The 18,819-nt window shown below is 40.4% G+C and carries 16 protein-coding genes; 12 read left to right on the top strand and 4 right to left on the bottom strand.

Annotated features, from left to right (window positions below; all coding sequences use genetic code 11):
* The first annotated feature begins 684 nt into the window (after nucleotides 1-684).
* From WNY79_RS09960 to WNY79_RS09980, 5 genes are all read left to right on the top strand, one after another.
* Complete coding sequence (locus WNY79_RS09960) at nucleotides 685-1,860, top strand: DUF1343 domain-containing protein (RefSeq protein WP_342875773.1); 1,176 nt, start codon at nucleotides 685-687, stop codon at nucleotides 1,858-1,860.
* 9 nt (nucleotides 1,861-1,869) lie between these two features.
* Nucleotides 1,870-3,528: a penicillin binding protein PBP4B gene (gene pbp4b, locus WNY79_RS09965; protein WP_342875774.1), complete on the top strand. Its 1,659-nt coding sequence runs from the start codon at nucleotides 1,870-1,872 to the stop codon at nucleotides 3,526-3,528.
* Nucleotides 3,529-3,719: 191 nt separating this feature from the next.
* Nucleotides 3,720-5,096: a Na+/H+ antiporter NhaC family protein gene (locus tag WNY79_RS09970; RefSeq protein WP_149606911.1), complete on the top strand. Its 1,377-nt coding sequence runs from the start codon at nucleotides 3,720-3,722 to the stop codon at nucleotides 5,094-5,096.
* Between the two features lie 400 nt (nucleotides 5,097-5,496).
* Nucleotides 5,497-7,239 (top strand): potassium/proton antiporter, encoded by a 1,743-nt coding sequence (locus WNY79_RS09975; RefSeq protein WP_342875775.1) that lies wholly within the window; start codon nucleotides 5,497-5,499, stop codon nucleotides 7,237-7,239.
* A 231-nt stretch (nucleotides 7,240-7,470) separates the two neighbouring features.
* Nucleotides 7,471-9,138, top strand: a complete 1,668-nt coding sequence (locus WNY79_RS09980) for a P-loop NTPase fold protein (protein WP_342875776.1) — start codon at nucleotides 7,471-7,473, stop codon at nucleotides 9,136-9,138.
* Between the two features lie 86 nt (nucleotides 9,139-9,224).
* On the opposite strand, the gene WNY79_RS09985 is transcribed toward WNY79_RS09980, so the two are convergent.
* Genes WNY79_RS09985 through WNY79_RS09995 form a run of 3 tightly spaced genes read right to left on the bottom strand, consistent with a single transcriptional unit; the run spans nucleotide 9,225 to nucleotide 11,051 of the window.
* Nucleotides 9,225-9,836, bottom strand: coding sequence for a hypothetical protein (locus tag WNY79_RS09985; RefSeq protein ID WP_342875777.1), 612 nt, complete (start codon nucleotides 9,834-9,836; stop codon nucleotides 9,225-9,227).
* Nucleotides 9,823-10,401, bottom strand: a complete 579-nt coding sequence (locus WNY79_RS09990) for a sigma-70 family RNA polymerase sigma factor (protein ID WP_342875778.1) — start codon at nucleotides 10,399-10,401, stop codon at nucleotides 9,823-9,825. The genes WNY79_RS09985 and WNY79_RS09990 overlap by 14 nt, the downstream gene beginning before the upstream one ends.
* A 14-nt stretch (nucleotides 10,402-10,415) precedes the next feature.
* Nucleotides 10,416-11,051: an energy transducer TonB gene (locus WNY79_RS09995; protein WP_342875779.1), complete on the bottom strand. Its 636-nt coding sequence runs from the start codon at nucleotides 11,049-11,051 to the stop codon at nucleotides 10,416-10,418.
* A 155-nt stretch (nucleotides 11,052-11,206) separates the two neighbouring features.
* Here WNY79_RS09995 and WNY79_RS10000 point away from each other — a divergent pair, with 155 nt between their 5' ends.
* From WNY79_RS10000 to WNY79_RS10010, 3 genes are all read left to right on the top strand, one after another.
* Entirely contained in the window at nucleotides 11,207-11,713 is a 507-nt protein-coding gene (locus WNY79_RS10000) for a DUF3087 domain-containing protein (RefSeq protein WP_007583795.1), read from the top strand.
* Nucleotides 11,714-11,758: 45 nt separating this feature from the next.
* Nucleotides 11,759-12,208, top strand: coding sequence for a low molecular weight protein-tyrosine-phosphatase (locus WNY79_RS10005; protein WP_342875780.1), 450 nt, complete (start codon nucleotides 11,759-11,761; stop codon nucleotides 12,206-12,208).
* 99 nt (nucleotides 12,209-12,307) lie between these two features.
* Entirely contained in the window at nucleotides 12,308-12,817 is a 510-nt protein-coding gene (locus WNY79_RS10010; RefSeq protein WP_007583799.1) for a hypothetical protein, read from the top strand.
* Nucleotides 12,818-12,884: 67 nt separating this feature from the next.
* On the opposite strand, the gene WNY79_RS10015 is transcribed toward WNY79_RS10010, so the two are convergent.
* Entirely contained in the window at nucleotides 12,885-14,000 is a 1,116-nt protein-coding gene (locus WNY79_RS10015) for an energy transducer TonB (RefSeq protein WP_342875781.1), read from the bottom strand.
* Between the two features lie 248 nt (nucleotides 14,001-14,248).
* On the opposite strand from WNY79_RS10015, the gene ribA reads away from it, so the two are divergent.
* From ribA to alaS, 4 genes are all read left to right on the top strand, one after another.
* A complete protein-coding gene (ribA, locus tag WNY79_RS10020; RefSeq protein WP_165735833.1) occupies nucleotides 14,249-14,872 on the top strand; it encodes a GTP cyclohydrolase II in 624 nt (207 codons plus the stop codon).
* Nucleotides 14,873-14,953: 81 nt separating this feature from the next.
* Nucleotides 14,954-15,742, top strand: a complete 789-nt coding sequence (locus WNY79_RS10025; RefSeq protein WP_024600767.1) for a BPSS1780 family membrane protein — start codon at nucleotides 14,954-14,956, stop codon at nucleotides 15,740-15,742.
* Complete coding sequence (locus tag WNY79_RS10030) at nucleotides 15,742-16,194, top strand: regulatory protein RecX (RefSeq protein ID WP_024600766.1); 453 nt, start codon at nucleotides 15,742-15,744, stop codon at nucleotides 16,192-16,194. Before WNY79_RS10025 ends, WNY79_RS10030 begins: the two co-directional genes overlap by 1 nt.
* Nucleotides 16,195-16,213: 19 nt before the next feature.
* Nucleotides 16,214-18,814, top strand: a complete 2,601-nt coding sequence (gene alaS, locus WNY79_RS10035) for an alanine--tRNA ligase (RefSeq protein ID WP_342875782.1) — start codon at nucleotides 16,214-16,216, stop codon at nucleotides 18,812-18,814.
* Nucleotides 18,815-18,819: the final 5 nt, after the last annotated feature.

Raw genomic sequence — 18,819 nt, forward strand, 5'->3', positions numbered from 1 at the left:
AGCTCAGCTGGATAGAGTACTCGGCTACGAACCGAGCGGTCGGAGGTTCGAATCCTCCTGCGCCCACCACTTTCATAAATAAGCCGACATTAAGTCGGTTTTTTTGTGCCCGAAATAAAGTGAAATGTAGATTACTACCCAGTAGATACCATCTCTCATTTTATCCTGTGTAGCCGCAGAGCTTGCTAGCGTGAGAAGCACCAGTTTCTATTCCCCCCTTAAAAATATAATTTATAAGATTTTATTCGTTGGCAACGCCAAAAATAAGTAATTTATTCACAAAGAGGTTAAGAGGCGCTGCGCTTTTAGAGATAGTAATAAAGCTAAGCTAAACTAATAAACCCGGGCTTATGTCTTCTCATTTACTTCTCTTTCGCTCCTCTTCGTGTAATAGATCTTTAAGTGGTTCATTGGCCAATAAATTAAATAACTAGAAGCGTTTAGCTCTAAGAAGGTTAAATACGGTCTTTAAGCTTAAAATGAGAGGTGGTATTTTAAAGTAAAACCAGCTCTAATCCTTAAATCCACACCCGAGTTTATTCATTTGTTGTAGACGCTGAGCTTGCTCGCGTGAGAAGCGCCAGCTTCTAATCACTATATCTAAGCCCACTTAACCTTTTCTAAAGCTGCTCTTTAATATTACCTATGTTATTTTAAACGCCTTGTTTAAAAGGATATTGCAGTATGTTTAAAACCCTATTTATTACGTTATTTTTTATTTTTAGCGCCATTTTTATTCCAAGCGTGCAAGCCAACGAAGCTAATAACTCTCTTGTGGTAGGTGCGCAGCAATACGCTAAATATTTTCCGCAATTAAAAAATAAACGTGTAGGGCTAGTAGTCAATCAAACATCAATTATAGGGCAAACTCACTTAGTAGATGCTCTGCTGGCTAAAAGCATAAACATAACTAAAATTTTTGCACCAGAGCATGGCTTTAGGGGCGATCACGATGCGGGCGCACATGTAAAAAATGCCGTTGATAGCAAAACGGGTATTCCGCTTATTTCTATTTACGGTAAAAATAAAAAACCAAGCCAAGCTGTTTTAGCCGATGTTGATGTCATTATTTTTGACATTCAAGATGTGGGAGTGCGCTTTTATACCTACATAAGCTCTATGCACTACATGATGGAAGCTGCTGCAGAGCAGAGGATAGAATTTTTAGTACTCGACAGACCCAACCCAAATATTGCCTACGTTGATGGACCAATATTAGAGCCAGAATTTAAATCGTTTGTAGGCATGCACCCAATTCCTGTATTACACGGCATGACGGTTGGCGAACTTGCCAAAATGATCAAGGGCGAGGGCTGGATCAATAAAGCGCCCGATTTAAAATTAACTGTGATCCCTGTTGATCATTACACTCGCAAAAGTGCTTATAGTTTGCCTGTAAAACCCAGCCCTAATTTACCTAACGATCAGGCGATTGCACTTTACCCATCACTTTGTTTTTTTGAAGCAACGCCTATCAGCATTGGTAGAGGCACCGACTTTGCATTTCAAGTAATTGGCTATTCGCCAGTTGCATTAGGTGATTTTAATTTTACACCGCGCGCAATTAAAGGCGCTGCTTTAAACCCTAAATTTAAAAACCAAACCGTGCAAGGGCTCGATTTAAGGCAAGCAAATATTTCAGGCCTAAATTTAACTTACTTAATAAATGCGTACACGGAGCTTAGTAAAAATAACATCTCGTTTTTTGAGCGCGCTGACTTTATGGATAAACTAGCGGGTACTAATAAATTGCGCTTAGCTATTGAAGCAGGGCAATCAGAAGCGCAAATAAAACAAAGTTGGCAGGCGGGGCTTGTGCAATTTAAAGCGCAAAGAGCGCCTTACTTGTTATATAAATAAGGGCTAAGCATGTTTATTGCTTTTAAAAATCAAAGGTGTAGTTATATAAAAAATGCATTTATAGCGGCGTTAAGCTTTATTGTTGTGGGTTGTAGTACGCCACCTGAGCCTATTAGCTCGGTGCTACCACTTACAAAAAGCCAACTTGTAGAGCTGCCTAGTGCACAAGTGGTTGTAACGTTTCCTGAGGTAAACCCAAGTAGCCGGTTTTATGTAAATAATCGAGGGACGTTTAAAGCTTACAAAGGGCGCGGGCAATTATTAATACAAAACCACAACGCACAAAGCGCCGATATTTATATTAATAATCAAAAGCTCGACGTTAGCCAACTGAGCGCCAACACCTTATACAATTACAGTTTGGCAAAAAATACTCACAATGGTGTTAATACCTTTAAAGTTGAAAATATTCTCCCTGCTGGCGCAAGCTTAACACTGCGTTTTGCATTTCCTACTTTAAGTGATGAACCAAAAAAGCATATAGATTTTACTGAAGTAGACACATTAATTGGACGCGATGTAAAAGCGGGTTTTCCTGGGGCTGTGTTGGCTGTTGTTAAAAATGGTGAGCTAATAAAATTAACCGCTTATGGCGATGCAAAGCAATATCAGCAAAGTGATTTAATGCTACTTCGTCCAGAGCTAATGCAAACTAATACCTTGTTTGATCTTGCCTCAAACACCAAAATATTTGCCACCAACTTTGCACTTATGAAATTAGTAAGCGAAGGGCTGTTAAATATTAATAAACCCGTGCAAAGCTACCTAAGCGAATATAAAGGCGAAGGGCGAGCAAAGCGCACAGTAAAAGACTTACTCACTCATAGCGCCGGATACCCGCCAGTATTTGACTTTCACCGTAAAGATGGCAGCAATGGCGACGCGTTTTATTCGCAAAACAGTAAAACCACCAAACAGCTATTACTTACCAGCGTGCCTTTTAGTAGTAAATCATCTGGGCAGCATGTTTACTCAGATATTGATTACATGATTTTAGGCGTACTCATTGAGCGCATTACAGGGCAGCCCCTTGACGAATACCTAGAGCAGCAAGTGTACGCGCCACTAAAATTAACTAACACGTTATTTAATCCACTTAAAAAAGGCTTTAAGCCGCAGCAATTTGCAGCCACCGAGCTTAGCGGCAACACACGAGACGGGCGCATTAAGTTTGATAATGTTCGAACTGGGGTTTTACAAGGCCAAGTGCATGACGAGCGCGCTTACTATTCTCTTGATGGTGTAGCAGGGCATGCGGGATTATTTAGTAACGCTCACGACTTAGCCGTGCTTTGCCAGCTATTACTAAATAATGGTGGCTACGGCGACCAACAATTATTTAGTGCAAGCGCCTTAGCGCAATTTTTAACGCCGCAATCAAGCGATGAAACCTACGGGCTTGGCTTTAGGCTTGCCGGTAATAACCAAGCAAGGCGTTGGCACTTTGGTCCTTATGCAAGCGCGCAGGCTTATGGCCACACCGGTTGGACAGGCACAGTAACCGTAATAGACCCCGCTTACGACTTGGCTATTGTTTTACTTACTAATGCTCGCCATAGCGCAATTAAAGGCTCGCAAAAACGTTACGAATTTACAGGCAAACAATTTGAAACCGCGCAGTACGGATCGGTGGTCTCGCTTATTTACGAAGCGTTACTAAATCAATAAGCTATCGTATAGGTTAAAACGTACTAACTGTGCCACCTTAAGTGATTTATTTACAGGTGACTTGAGTAAGCCAATCCATTAAGCTAAGCGGTCTATAAAACTAAGCCGGTTTATGTTGTTAGGCTTAACAAATAAGCGTTAAAACGCGTACAAAGCGAGGTTTACTCGCTAATAACTAAGGTTAACTTTTTATGCATTGGTATTCTATTTTACCGCCGCTAATTGCGATTGCTATCGTGTTTTGGCGAAAAGAAGTGATTATGGCACTACTTGTTGCCGTTGCTTCTTCTGAGTTTTTACTCGCCTTTCAGGGCGAAGGTAATAGCTTGTTTGATACTTTTTTAAATACCATTGAACGTATTATTTCGGTTGCTAGTTCGCCAGGTAATACACGCATACTAATATTTAGTATTTTAATTGGTGCATTGCTTGCCTACATTCGCGAATCTGGCGGCGTTGCAGCAACTGTTAATATGCTAATGAACAAAGGCATTGCAAAAAGTAAGCGCCAAGTGGGCTTTTTAACCATGTTTACCGGTATTGCGGTGTTTATAGAATCTAACTTGAGCGTACTTACCTCGGGTATTTTATCGCGTGGCTTGTTCGACAAATTTAAAATGAGCCGAGCGCGTTTAGCGTACATTATTGACAGCACCAGTGCGCCAGTGTGTATTTTAATACTACTTAACGGCTGGGGTGCATTTGTACTTGGTTTGTTAGGTAACTACGAGCTAGGTGAGTCGGCTGTATCGGTATTGTGGGGCAGCGTGGGGTATAACTTTTACGCCATAATTACCCTTGCCATTGTTTTTTATACAATCGCGTTCGATAAAGTGCACGGCCCAATGAAAGAAGCCGAAGAAAAACTAGAGCTTCAAACAACTGACTTAAAAGAAGAAGTAAAAGGCTCTAAAGCGCGTTACATGTTAATCCCGCTTATTACGCTTATTACCAGCATGGTTGGCTTTATGTATTACACCGGAAATGGTGTACTGGCCGAGGGCAGCGGCTCTAAATCAGTATTATATGCAACGGTTTTAGCCATTGTTGTCGCTTACTTTTTAATGATTGGCTCACGTAAATTTACGCATCATCAGTTAGTTGATACCGGTTTTAAAGGTATGGGCGAATTAATGCCGCTAGTCGCCATTGTACTGCTTTCGCTTACACTTGGCGCAAGCTTAAAAGAGCTGGGTACTGGCGTATTTGTAGCGTCACTTGTTGGCGACTACTTACCTATTTACTTAATCGTACCGGTGCTGTTTTTAACTGGCGCGGTAATGTCGTTTACTACAGGTACATCGTGGGGCACGTTTGCTATATTAATCCCAATTGGTGTGCCACTTATTCAAGCGCTAGGTTTACCGCCATCGCTTGTTGTTGGTGCTATTTTGGGTGGTGGTATATTTGGCGATCATTGCTCGCCTATATCCGACACCAGCGCTGTATCGGCTATTGCATCGGGGTGTGACTTACTCACCCACGTTAAAACGCAGCTACCGTACGCCTTATTTGGTGGTGGCCTTACATTTTTAGCGTACTTAGTAACAAGCATAATTGTTTTGTAAAATTTGATTATTTAAATACTCAAAAGCCTGCTTATTGCAGGCTTTTTTGTTTTTAAATTAAGACCGAGCCGAGTAATACCAAGCTTAACGACGCTCTAGATATTAAATAAACTATTTAAATATAGACTTAAGTACCCGTATTTATATTTTTTAGGTTATTGTATAGCATGAGCTTTAAGCTTTTTAATAGCTATAAATTCTTACTTTTTAATACCAATTCGCTTAATTAAGTGATCTATTTTGAGGCTGGAAAAACGTGTTGATAGCTAGGCAAAAAATTTGCTATTTAGTTGTTCTAAATGAGAATTTTTTAACGCCGGTAGCGACATGTTTAGCCCCGTAAAATGATTAAGTATTATTGCGGATTGGTATAACTCATATAAGGCTGTAAATCCACACTATGTTTGCAATTGATAATATCATTCTCGTTAGTGCCATTTTAATTTTACTAGGAGTGATCTCGAGCAAGTTATCTGCACGCGTTGGCTTACCAGTGCTGGTGCTATTTTTACTTGTAGGTATGCTCGCAGGTGAAGACGGTATTGCAGGTATTTCGTTTGATAACGCAGAGGCCGCACATGCTCTGGGTACTCTAGCGCTTGCCATTATTCTATTTGATGGCGGCTTACAAACGCCTACCAGTTCAATTAAACAAGTGTGGAAACCCGCGTCTGCTTTAGCAACCGTTGGGGTGTTATTTACCGCAATAATTACAGGCCTTGTGGCCACTTATATTTTAGACTTGCCCATATTACAAGGTGTATTACTTGGCGCCATTGTTGGCTCTACAGATGCCGCAGCAGTGTTTGCGCTCTTACGAAGTGCGGGCATTCACTTAAATAAAAAGCTTAAATCTACGCTTGAAATAGAAAGCGCATCGAACGATCCAATGGCTATTTTTCTAACGGTTGGATTGCTCGAAATGCTTGTTAACGACATGCCAATAGGGCTGGATTTACTACAGTTATTTGCTCAACAAATGGGTGTTGGCGCTATTTGTGGTCTTTTAATTGGTAAGGTATCGGTTTGGTTTATTAATCGAATTAAACTAAATGCATCGGGTTTGTATTTAGTGATGGTAACCGCATTTGGACTGCTTTCTTTTGGCCTTTCAGCAACGCTCGGCGGTAGTGGATTTTTAGCTGTATTTATAACGGGTGTTATTTTAGGTAACAGTAAATTTGTATATAAACGCGGTATTTTTCTGTTTCATGACGGCTTAGCCTGGCTTGGGCAAATAACCATGTTTGTTGTATTAGGACTCCTTATTAACCCGTCGTCGTTGGTTGACGTATGGTTAGAAGGGTTGCTTATTGCACTGGCACTTATTTTTGTTGCTCGCCCATTAGCGGTAGCGCCTATTTTAAAACTGTTTGGTTTTAACAATCGCGAAACCTTGTTTGTATCTTGGGTTGGGCTTAGAGGCTCAGTGCCCATTATTTTAGCTATATTCCCATTACTATTTGGTCTTTCAGGGGCTGAGCTTATTTTTAATGTTGTTTTTTTCGTGGTGTTAATTTCAGCCACGTTACAGGGCTCAACAATGCCGTGGATGGCTAAAAAACTAAACTTAGTAGAGCCACCGCCCGACCTAGCCGCTGCAACACTCGAAATCACAGCGCTAAACGATATTGATATAGAAATTGTAGAATACACCTTAAGTGACGTTTCTCGGGTTTCTGGGCGCAGTTTGTCACATGCGGCACTTCCTGAGAGTGTGGTTGTTGCTATGATCACACGGGGCCCGTCAATCATCCCGCCACGAGGCTCAACTAAGTTAAAAGCAAATGACCACTTATTTGTTGTTTTAAAACCAGATAACAGACCTTTTGTTGATTTAGTTTTTACAGCAACCGATAAAACAAACCATCAAGATAGCCACTTAGCCCACAACGAACTTAAAGTGAAAGGGGTAACGTTGGTAGGCGATATATTTTACTCTTATCACATGCACATAGACGCCCCAGAAGAGATAAGCTTGGAAGAAGTGATTAACCAAAAGCTTTCAGGAGAAGTCAGTAAAGGCGCTATTGTTGTTATTGGCAATGTGCAAATACACGTTATAACAATGGTACATACACGCATAGTTACCATTGGCTTAAAGTACTTAAACAATCCAGAAAAGCGGCTTTTAAAGCAGTAATCATGAACAATGATTTATTTAGCGCTAGGCTCATGTTTATAGCTGCGTAGGTTGGGTTGAGTGACACGAAACCCAACAGATCGTCAATGCAATGGGCATACCCAAAGCTAAGTATGTGTCGTGTTTATTGTAGGCGCCTAGCTTGCTGGCGCGTCGGGCGTTAGCTCGGTGAACTCAGCGGCGATCGTTTTATATTGCACTATGAAAAAAAGATTACTTAAAAGGAATTAAATGAAAGAAATTAAAGAATTCAATTGGAGTAAAGCAACTAAGCCTCCATTAGAAGAATATTTCCCAGCAGATAAATTAGACAGAGCGCGCTATGCTATGTTTCTATCAAAACTTTTGGTTCAAGAGGGTTTTGATGAGAGTCGTACTGAAGCAGAACAGAAGCGAAATTATGTATTAAATTTAAATGCAGAGTGGGGCGCGGGGAAAACATATTTTCTAAAACGTTGGTCACAGGATTTAGCCGTAGATTATCCCATTGTTTATATTGATGCATGGCAGCAGGATTACTCGGACGACCCGTTTTTAACTGTAATTGCCGCAATAATTGAGCAACTAGGTAAACAAGCTTCATTTACTATTAAAATACCTAATAAAGCAGCATCAATATTTAAGGCTGTAGCACCTGCAATAGCGCAAGGGTTAACCAAAAAAATATCAGGCATCGATCTAGCAGAGCTTAATACATTATTATTTTCTGAAGAAGATGAAGAGAGTGAGGACAAAGATTCTGTAAAGCAAAATAGCTCCGAATTTTCACCAGCTATAAAAGCTTTAGCACAAAATTTGATTAAAGATCATGAAGCTAAAAATAAGAGTATTGAAGTAATAAAATCTAAGTTAGCTGATTGGGTAAGTAAGTTTGAAGAGCAGGAAGATAAATCGTTACCCATATTTATTTTTATTGATGAATTAGATCGTTGTCGCCCAAGTTATGCAGTAGAAATGTTAGAGACGATTAAACATATTTTTGATGTTAAAGGTATTGTGTTTGTTGTAGCAACAGATACAGGACAACTCCAACATACAATCAAATCAATATACGGTGAAGGGTTTGACGCTAAGGTTTATTTAGGCCGTTTTTTTAATAGTCGTTACAGTTTAAAGCGTCCTGTTTTAAAGGATTTTTTATTAGTACATAGCGATACGACTAAATTCGAATCTACGTACTTAGAAAGTAAAAAAATTGAGATACTTCCCCGAACAGAAACACCCGAAACCGCTTTAGCTAATATCTCAGTTGTATTAGATGCATTCCAAGTATCTGCAAGAGCAGCTATTCAAATTACTGAGCGTATAACCGCCATTATTGTTCATTTACAAAGTGGTAAAAAAGTAGATGTGCTTGTACTAGCTATTTTGTTTTGTATCCATGAAAAAGACCACCCACTTTATGAAGAGATAATTAGTGGACTATTTCAGCGGAAAGAACCAAATAGTAAGGGTAATATGCAAAATATAAGTCTAAGCAGCTTTTTACAAAAAAATATTTCGGAAGAACATTTTTCGGCCGAGTTAACCTATTTTATTGACCCTGACTCATATACGAAACAACTTTACCATAAAAATTTGGGTACAAAAGTAAATAATTACTACGAAGGTGATTACCCTATTTCACTATCTAAATTTATTGAGAATATTTTTTGCAGTATTTTTGTCTCAGAATCAAATCCTTATAATGTTTGGATTTCTGATAGCGATGACGGTTTAACTGAGTTGCAAAACGCAGAAAAGAACCTAGCTCAGCATTCAATACGAATTTCTCCAGAAGTTACTTTATTATGGCTTAACTATATCTATATCAAAGATGAATACAACAAAATTACCAAAGAGCAATATCGTGATTTTATAGAGCTTTCCTCACCATTAGATTACATGGGAGATAGTTAACTATCTCTGTGCAGCGCGAAGCATCTCTGTGTTCTCGGTGGTAATATTTATCTAAATTACCACCAACCTCAACTGGACCAAACCACCTAAGCCCCACATTGCCTAACCCCAGCACCCGCATGTTTAAGCGCTATAATCTGCCCTTTGCCGTTATGCGCCATAGCCAACATGTCCCCCGTATTTAGATCACTTTCTACCGCATGTTTACCCTTTAAATCACTCAACAGCGAATGCTTAATTTGCACTAGCACCTCGTCATTACAACTGGCTATGTACCAGTCGTTATCTACCTTCACTAGAGTGCCGTATTCTATATGGCGTTGTTGGTGGCGGCGTAAATCGTTAGCTAATTGGCTATCGAGTGCGTATTTTTGCTCTGTAAAGGTGCTTGCGTAGCTACCTGCTTGATTTATTTCGTGTGTTTTAATAATTGAATAGTCGTGAATGTCTATAGTATTAAGCACGGTTTTAGGCGCGTGGTTAATGCCATCGTTATTATCAAAAACAATAAAAGCAAACACACCCAGTGCGCAGGCAAGGCTGGTAAGCTGCAGCGTAAAGCCGAGCTTTTTAGGCTTTGTGTGCGTGGCCTTTTTAAGTAAAGATTTTTGCTGAGCGCTTGTAAGTGTTGTGCGCTCTTTTCGCTCTTTGTAGTGTTGTGTGAGCTTTTGATCAAACGGCTCATTAGGCTTGTTCATTGTTTGCTCCTAATAAACGCTTAAGGTTTTGTTTGGCGTAGCGCAACCTTGTTTTAATGGTCTCAAGGCTGCTTTGCGTTATAAGTTCTATGTCGGCGAGCGAAAAGCCTTCTTGTTGCAAGGTTATGGCTTCGCGCTGTACAAAGCTAAGTTGTTTTAGGGCGGCGTCGAATGCGTCATAACTTATGTTTGAGCTGCCTATAGTTAAGTCTCTTTCGTTTTTATCATTTTGTGCTGCTAAATGCGTATTTTCGTCAAGCTCTACAAAGTGCTGTTGCCTGCGGTATTCGTCAATGAGTGTGTTGCGGGCAAGTTTAAATAACCACGCTTTGGGTGTGGTTTGTGCTTGGTAAAGGTGGCGTTTTTCGATTACTTTTAGCCATGTTTGTTGGCTTACGTCGTATGCTAAATGCGTATTAGATTGCGTAACAAGGTAGTGGTATAAGTCGTTACTGTAGAGGGCAATAAGCTGCTCTAAGTAACGATTGTCGCCACTTTTTGCGTAACTTGCCATGCAGTCCTTGCTTGGCGTTTCAAATAACCATGACTTAATACTTAGTAGCATAGGCGTTTAGTCCGTTAAATAGAGTTCTCTAATTTAAAATCGAGCTGTACAGTTTGACCTGTTTGTAATTGTGCCACACCTTCAATTACTTTGGGGCGATATTTCCAGCGTTTAATGGCTCTTATTGCTTCGCGATCAAAGGTACGTTTTGGCTCGGCGTTAATAACGACTGGGTCGATTACTTCCCCCGTTGGCGAAATACTAAAGCTTAGTTGCACCCAACCTTCAATGCCATCGCGCGCTGCTGTGGTTGGGTATTTAGGGGTTATGCGCACTATGGGAGTTGCATCCCCTGTTGGGCGATTAATGGTGTTGTTAATGTCGCCACCAAAATCGTCAATCGTAACTGGCGTAAAGTCGCTAATTGCCAACACAGGATCCGCTGATGTATCAAGCGGTGGAGCTTTTTGCGGCACTTTAGGCATAGGTGGTGGCGGCTGTATTTTTTGTATATGCCTTACTTTTGAATCCTCAGGCGCTTGAAAAATCTCTACTATAATATCGCCCCCTGGTTTAACCGGTGCGCGTTGCTCGCCACTTATTAAATATTGCATAAACGCAAAAGCTGCAAAGGTCATCGCGGCGCCACCAATAACGGCGGTCGATGTTTTAATAAATATTGGGTTGTTAGGTACTTCAAGTGTGTGCATAAGCCGCTCCAAGTTTTATTGACCACTACTATTAGGGTGTTTTCAAAGCTATAACGGGTGGCAAATCAAAAAGGGGTGAAATAATTTTATAAAAAATGTGGGGTTTAGTTACAATAGCCATTCGCAAATATTAAAACTTAACTTTTTAGGCTGTTATGCAACTCATTGAAATAAATAAAGCGCGTTACCGTAAACATTTAAACCGTGTTATTGCAGGTTGTGGTATTGGTTTGGCTGTAGGCAGCTTGGCTATATCGCAAACGCTGATTGCTTTATTTCCTGATGAAAGTGGTAGCCATTTTCATTGGAACTTAATAGGTGTTGCTATTACTAGCGTTGGGCTTGCATGGTTACTTCATAAATATCGTACACATACGTTTATGACAGAAGTTGTTTATGTGTGGGAGCTTAAAAAAGCACTTAACAAAATAACCCGTAAAATGGCTAAGTTAAAAGCCGCTGGCCGTGAAGGCAATGCCGATGCGTTATTAGCGATTCATTATAGTTATGCGGGCTCTCGGTTATTGTGGCAGCTAGACGATAACCTAATCACTATGGACGATTTAGCCATTAAACAAGCTGAGCTTGAATCTGTTGCAGCGCAACATAATGTAACGCTTAATGTTGAAGATTACGACGCAAGTATTTTAAAACAGTTTTAAAACAGTTTTAAAACATAGGTTTTTAAATTAGTGAGAGGAGCCTTAATGAAAAAAGTACTCATAGTGTGTTTAGGTAATATTTGTCGCTCGCCAACAGCAGAAGCGGTATTAAAAGCCCGAGCTAAAAAGCTAGGTGTTAACGTTAAAGTTGATTCGGCGGGCACTATTGGTTATCACGAAGGTAAAACGCCTGATAGTCGCTCAATGGCTGCAGGGGTGAAGCGCGGTTACAGCTTTAAAGGTATTTTTTCACGTAAAGTACGTACAAGCGACTTTACTGAGTTTGATTTAATTTTAGCGGCCGATACGCAAAATTTAGCTGATTTAAAAGCCCAATGCCCTGAGCATCTACAGTACAAATTAGCGTTGTTTTTAGAGTTTGGTGAACAGAGCGTTAGTGCGATTCCCGATCCTTATTACGGCGGCGATGATGGCTTTGAAAATGTGCTCGATTTAATTGAAGCGGCTAGCGATAAAATACTCGCTAAAATTTAATTCCTATTTTATTACTAAAGCTAAATTTAACGAGCTTTTTGTCGTATTGCACAGTGTTCCTAAAGTAAGTACATTTTATGCTTACTCAAAGGGAGTTTTATGAAAATAAAAATATTACTACTGACTTTATCTATCGCTTCTTGTTCTACTTTTGCTAATGATGTTAGTTTTTCTATTGGGGGTGGCTATCCTTATTTGGTTATTCCTGAGGTGTCTTTATCGGCTAACGACGACACACAACGCTGGTATGCAAACTATAAACTAGGCCTTGATGATGGATTTTCAGCAGGTTTTGAACAAGCAGTAAGCGATAATAAAAAACATGCTTTTGGCGCGCTTGTGGGCGCTATTGGCGCAAGAGATACAGACCAAGAGTGTGAAAGTTCAACAAATGATGTAGCAACTGACTTTGCTAATACGCTAGGTTGTGTAATTGGCGGTATTTTTGATGAAGAAACAACAAACGGCATAGGGCTTACGTACAGCTATAACTTTAACGGGTTGAACAGCGCTGGTTTTAGATTAGAGCTAGATGTGGGCTATGGTAAAGCAAGCGACAGCAACGAAAAAAGAGCTGATGGTGGTATTAGCGTAAGTTACGAATTTTAACTACGTGAGTTTTGTATTTGTTGGTATTAAAAAAGGCGCTTAAAGCGCCTTTTTTAATGAGCCGCTTTTAGTGGCGGTTAATTTTAAAGTCGAGCTGGACCTGAGAAATAGCGCTAACGGGTTTGCCATTTTCAAACTTTGGCGCGTAACGCCATTGCTCAAGCGCTGCTTTGGCTGACTTTTCAAATGCGCTGCCGCCTTCAGAGCTAAGTACTTTTGGGTTTTTTACAAAGCCAGCGGCGTCTACCTCAAACTCCATAATAACGCTACCATCGGTACTAAATCTGGCTTTGTGCACTGGGTATTTAGGATTAACACGATAGAGTGGTGTTTGCTCTTGCGATTCTTTCCATGGCACCATTTGAGCGATAGCGAGGCAATGTTTAGTTGCTTCCTCGCTTTTGCCTTGTTTTTCGTACAGACCTACAAGTTTAGAATGAGCGGTTAGCTCAGCACTGTGATCGTATTTTAAGTTATCGTCAAACGCGGTAACTATGTTGTTTAAGCGCTCAATTGCTCGGTTATATTTTTTACTGCCTTCGGCAAATGCGGCTATTAAAAAATTGGCTTTAATTTGCTCTACCGAGCTACTAGGCAGATTTTCACGGTAGTACTCGTCGGCTTCTTCTAGGTAGTTTTTAGCTTCTCGATATTTTTTAGAGCTATGCTTTTTAGCCAGTAGCGTTGCCGCTTCTAGTTTCATATCGGCTACAAACTTAGGGTTATTTTGTGTTTTAGCTATTTCGATTACTTGTTCTAAAAAGTTAGCTGCTTGATATGCCGATGTTGTGTAGTTGGCTTGGCCAAGTAGTGCATCAAGTGTTTCTATTGATAGTTTACCGTGGTTTGCAGCCAAAATAGTGTGTGCTTCATTATAAAGGGTATAACGCTGTTCGTTTAGCTCATCGCCGTAGCCTTTAATCGCTTTAGCGTAATTAATAGCTAAGTTAGCGGTGTTATCTGAGCTTTCACCATAAACGGTTTTACCTGATGTGTAAGCAAGTTTGGCAGTTTGTAGTACGTTTTCGTCTGCTTCAACTGCTGCTAAATAGCTTTGGTATGCTTGGCTAAATACCGTTTGAGGATCGCTGGCTTGGCTGGCGAGTGCTGTAGTGCTTAAAGTTGTTGCGCTTACAGCAGATAAACTTAAGCCTATAAATAAAGCGAGTTGCTGACGTTTCATAATAATCCCTATCGTTGTTTAAAATACAAAATACCAAACGTGCCTGTAAGTGTCACTGATTAAGGTAAATCAAAGTAAATAACATTGGCTGTTATTTGTATTAATTTATTGCTAACAATCATTGAAAATAACGCCTGTCGTCGCCATATATTTGCCATAAACAGTCTTGTACTACGGTGTATTTATCCTATTTTGTGATATTATCACTTTATTGTCGTGTCGTAGTTATTTAAATATTTGGATTTGTCGTGGCGCAAGTAAGAGCAAGAGTCCAGCTTAATGTTGGCAGAAATAGTGATATCCCTGCAGAAATAATCTCATTTACTGATTTAAAAGATGGCAAAGAACATATTGCTATGGTGTTTAACAACGCTGATACAGAGCAAGATGTACCGCTTATTCGTATGCATTCTGAGTGTTTAACGGGTGATGTATTTTACTCATCGCGTTGCGATTGCGGCGAGCAGCTAAATGAATGTATTGAAATGATGCACGAAAAAGGTGGTATTTTATTGTATTTACGCCAAGAAGGTCGTGGCATTGGTTTATACAACAAAATTGATGCTTACGTATTGCAATCGCAAGGTATGAACACCTACGAAGCTAATAATCATTTAGGCTTTGCTGATGATTTACGTGATTTTTCGGATGCGGTATTAATGCTCAATGCGCTTAATTTAAGCCACGTTAAATTAATGACCAATAATCCTAAAAAGCTTAACGCATTAAAAGACGCCGGTATTAATGTTGACTCGGTTGTGGGCACGCATGCGCACATTAAAGCGGGTGTTGCGGGTAATAAATCGTACCTAGAAACAAAAATTAAGCATGGCGCGCATATGTTAGATATTAAGAAAATTAAAAAACCTTAATCATTTAATTACGTTTCGTCTATTAATACCCCCTCACGCCAAGTTATACTTGGCGTGTTTCGTTTTAAATTAAGAGCAAGTATGTCTACACAATTACGAATTTTTAAAGCCGATGCAGGGCTAAAGTGGTTAAAAGCCGGATGGCTTATTTTTAAAACCCAGCCAGCAACCTTTATTTTTATGCATTTATTTATTGGCATTGTAGGGCTGCTGTCTTTATTTTTACCTTTACTGCAAGTGGTAGCAGCGCTAGCTACGCCATTTTTAACCGCAGGGTTTTATCAAGCGGTGCTTAGTAAGCAGCAGGGCGGAAAAATTATGCTGGCCGATATTCTCAAGCCATTTACGGCAAAAGGGAATCGCTTAGGGTTATTGCGTTTAGCACTTTACCAAATGGGTGCGGGCATTTTAATGGCATTACTTGCTAATGGCTTATTTGCCGATGCAGTGGCTGTTATGAGCCAACCAGGGCTTGATCCAAACGTAGCACTTGAACAAATGCTTGATAGTATTTCGGGCGCAAATGTAATTTTATTTTTTATGGCAATGCTAATTTATTTAACAGCATTTGCGTACGCCGTACCGCTTGTTTATTTTAGTAAAGAAACACGTATTTTAACGGCACTTAAAAAATCGTTAATGGTGTTTTATCATAACATTTTGCCACTTGGCGTTTTTGGCCTTATTTGCGCATTATTTATGGCGCTTTCGATGTTCTTATCGTTCTTACCACTGTTGATTTTAATGCCGATTTGCTACATTAGCTTTTTTGTATCTTATCAAGCCATTTTTATGCCTGTTGTACCACCAAGTGACGACATTAATGTTAAGCCACTTAGCAGTGAAACAAGCGGACGTTTTGACGCTTAATGGATGATAAATTAAAGCAAAAACTAAAAAACTATGTACTTTGGTTACTAGGGCGCCAAGAATATTCGCGTCGTGAGTTAACGCTTAAGCTACAGCAAAAAGAAGCCACAGAAGAGTTTATTGAAACGCTGCTTGATTGGTGCGAAAAGCACAATTTTATCAACGAGCAACGATACTGTGAAGGCTTTGTAAGAAAACACATATTTAAATGCCACGGGCTTAAGCGAATACAAAGCGAAGCTATGGGCAAAGGGATTGATCGTTCGCTACTTGAAATGGTAGTTGAGGAGCTTGAAGTAGATTGGTTTGAGCTTGCGCAGGATGCGTACAATAAAAAATATTCAAATACACCGCCAGATCTCGATTACAAAGATAAAGCTAAGCGCGTGCGCTACTTAATGTATCGGGGTTTTAGCTACGATGAAATTAATTTTGCAATGCAAGCACAGTAAATACAGGTGAGACTTTCAAATGCAGCACATGACTACCGCACAAATTAGGCAACAGTTTTTAGACTTTTTTGCCAGCAAGCAACATCAAGTTGTACCTTCAAGCTCGCTTATACCGGGTAATGATGCCACGTTGTTATTTAACAATGCCGGCATGGTGCAATTTAAAGATGTATTTTTAGGCGCAGAAAGCCGCCCTTATACACGTGCGACTAGCTCGCAGCGTTGTGTACGTGCTGGCGGTAAGCATAACGATTTAGAAAACGTAGGCTACACTGCTCGCCACCATACATTTTTTGAAATGTTAGGTAACTTCAGCTTTGGTGATTACTTTAAGCAAGAAGCTATTAAGTTTGCATGGGAGTTTTTAACTGAAGAAGTAAAACTACCAAAAGAAAAACTTTTAGTAACTATTTACCACGATGACGAAGAAGCATTTGAGTACTGGTCAAAAGACATTGGCTTAAGTGAAGATCGTATTATTCGTATTGCTACCTCAGACAACTTTTGGTCTATGGGCGATACCGGTCCGTGTGGTCCGTGTTCTGAAATATTTTATGACCATGGCGAACACATTTGGGGCGGACCTCCGGGCTCTCCAGAGGAAGACGGCGACCGTTTCATTGAAATTTGGAACTTGGTATTTATGCAGTACAACCGTCAAAGCGACGGTACTATGCTGCCACTGCCTAAGCAATCTGTTGATACGGGAATGGGCCTTGAGCGTATTTCTGCTATTTTGCAGGGTGTGCATTCAAACTACGAAATCGATTTATTCCAAGGCTTAATTGCCGCTGCTGCAAGTGTTACTAACGCGCAAGATATGGACGACAAGTCACTACGCGTAGTGGCGGATCATATTCGTTCGTGTGCGTTTTTAATCTCAGACGGTGTTATGCCATCTAACGAAGGCCGTGGTTATGTACTACGCCGCATTATTCGTCGTGCTGTGCGCCACGGTAATAAGTTAGGTGCACAAGGTTCGTTTTTCTATAAATTAGTTGCTGCGCTAATTGAGCAAATGGGTCAAGCGTATCCTGAGCTTGCTAAGCAACAAGAAATTATCGAAAAAGTATTACGCATTGAAGAAGAACAGTTTGGTAAAACACTTGAGCGTGGCTTAGCTATTTTAGAAGAAAGCTTAAGCGACCTTAAAGGCGATATTATACCAGGCGACTTAGTATTTAAGCTTTATGATACGTACGGTTTTCCAGCTGATTTAACGGCCGATGTTGCGCGTGAGCGCCAGATGACGATTGATCATCAAGGCTTTGAAGAGTGTATGGCTGTACAACGTAAAACAGCGCAACAAGCGGGTAAATTTGGTGCTGATTACAACGAGCAATTAAAATCAGAAAAGCTTACTGAGTTTAAAGGCTACGACAGCACACACCATAGCGCGACAGTGGTTGAAATTTTTGCCGGTGGCGAAGCTGTTCAGTTATTAGAAGATGGTCAACAAGGTATTGTAGTACTAGATCGCACACCGTTTTACGCTGAATCTGGCGGCCAAACGGGTGATACGGGTACTATTACAGTTGCTGGTGGCGAATTTAATGTTACTAATACCACTAAGCTTGGTAATGCTTTTGCTCACCACGGTACTGTACAAGGCCGTATTGGTGTTAACGATAAAGTGGACGCAACTATTGATGATACGCGTCGCGATAGCATTAAGAAAAACCACACAGCTACGCATATTTTACATGAAGCACTACGCCAACTATTAGGTGACCATGTAGGCCAAAAAGGCTCACTTGTTCAGCCTGATCGTTTACGTTTTGACTTTTCACACTTTGAAGCGGTTACTAAAGATGAGCTACGTGAAATTGAGCGCGTAGTTAATGACGAGATTCGTCGTAACTTTGCACTTAATACTGAGCTTATGGCTATTGATGATGCTAAAGCAAAAGGTGCAATGGCGTTATTTGGTGAAAAGTACGATGACGAAGTACGTGTAGTTACTATTGGCGACTACTCTATTGAGCTTTGTGGTGGTACTCACGTTGAGCGCGCTGGTGATATTGGTTTATTCAAAATTGTATCTGAAAGTGGTATTGCCGCAGGCGTACGTCGTATTGAAGCCGTAACTGGTGCAGATGCTGTAGCGTACGTTAGCGAGCAAGAGCAACAACTTAGCGATGTTGCAGCTTTAGTTAAAGGCGATAGCGCATCGGTACTTGAAAAAGTTACTGCGCTTCTTGAAAAATCAAAGAGCTTTGAAAAGCAAATTGCACAACTTAGCGATAAGCTAGCAAGTGCAGCGGGCGCGTCTTTACTTGACTCAATAGTAGAAATTAATGGCGTTAAGCTGTTAGTTGCAAACGTTGAAGGGACTGAATCTAAAGCGCTTCGCGGTATGGTTGATGACCTTAAAAACAAGATTGGCTCAGGTGTTATTGCACTGGGTGTTGCCAGTGGCGACAAAGTAAGCCTAATTGCTGGTGTAACTAAAGACTTAACAGGCAAAGTAAAAGCCGGTGAGTTAGTTAACCACATGGCAGGCCAAGTAGGTGGTAAAGGTGGCGGTCGTCCAGATATGGCACAAGCCGGTGGTAGTGAGCCACAAAACTTGGCTGCTGCACTAGATAGCGTAACAGCTTGGTTAACTGAGCGTACTTAAGCCTA

Source organism: Pseudoalteromonas sp. AS84 (genome assembly GCF_038900255.1).
GTDB lineage: Bacteria > Pseudomonadota > Gammaproteobacteria > Enterobacterales > Alteromonadaceae > Pseudoalteromonas.

Coding starts and splice junctions, on each gene's coding strand:
- WNY79_RS09960 (WP_342875773.1), top strand. CDS start 685: ATGTTTAAAACCCTATTTATTACGTTATTTTTTATTTTTAGCGCCATT.
- WNY79_RS09985 (WP_342875777.1), bottom strand. CDS start 9,836: ATGAACAAGCCTAATGAGCCGTTTGATCAAAAGCTCACACAACACTAC.
- WNY79_RS10025 (WP_024600767.1), top strand. CDS start 14,954: ATGTCTACACAATTACGAATTTTTAAAGCCGATGCAGGGCTAAAGTGG.
- WNY79_RS10000 (WP_007583795.1), top strand. CDS start 11,207: ATGCAACTCATTGAAATAAATAAAGCGCGTTACCGTAAACATTTAAAC.
- pbp4b (WP_342875774.1), top strand. CDS start 1,870: ATGTTTATTGCTTTTAAAAATCAAAGGTGTAGTTATATAAAAAATGCA.
- WNY79_RS10015 (WP_342875781.1), bottom strand. CDS start 14,000: ATGAAACGTCAGCAACTCGCTTTATTTATAGGCTTAAGTTTATCTGCT.
- WNY79_RS09995 (WP_342875779.1), bottom strand. CDS start 11,051: ATGCACACACTTGAAGTACCTAACAACCCAATATTTATTAAAACATCG.
- WNY79_RS09970 (WP_149606911.1), top strand. CDS start 3,720: ATGCATTGGTATTCTATTTTACCGCCGCTAATTGCGATTGCTATCGTG.
- WNY79_RS09980 (WP_342875776.1), top strand. CDS start 7,471: ATGAAAGAAATTAAAGAATTCAATTGGAGTAAAGCAACTAAGCCTCCA.
- WNY79_RS09990 (WP_342875778.1), bottom strand. CDS start 10,401: ATGCTACTAAGTATTAAGTCATGGTTATTTGAAACGCCAAGCAAGGAC.
- alaS (WP_342875782.1), top strand. CDS start 16,214: ATGCAGCACATGACTACCGCACAAATTAGGCAACAGTTTTTAGACTTT.
- WNY79_RS09975 (WP_342875775.1), top strand. CDS start 5,497: ATGTTTGCAATTGATAATATCATTCTCGTTAGTGCCATTTTAATTTTA.
- WNY79_RS10005 (WP_342875780.1), top strand. CDS start 11,759: ATGAAAAAAGTACTCATAGTGTGTTTAGGTAATATTTGTCGCTCGCCA.
- WNY79_RS10030 (WP_024600766.1), top strand. CDS start 15,742: ATGGATGATAAATTAAAGCAAAAACTAAAAAACTATGTACTTTGGTTA.
- WNY79_RS10010 (WP_007583799.1), top strand. CDS start 12,308: ATGAAAATAAAAATATTACTACTGACTTTATCTATCGCTTCTTGTTCT.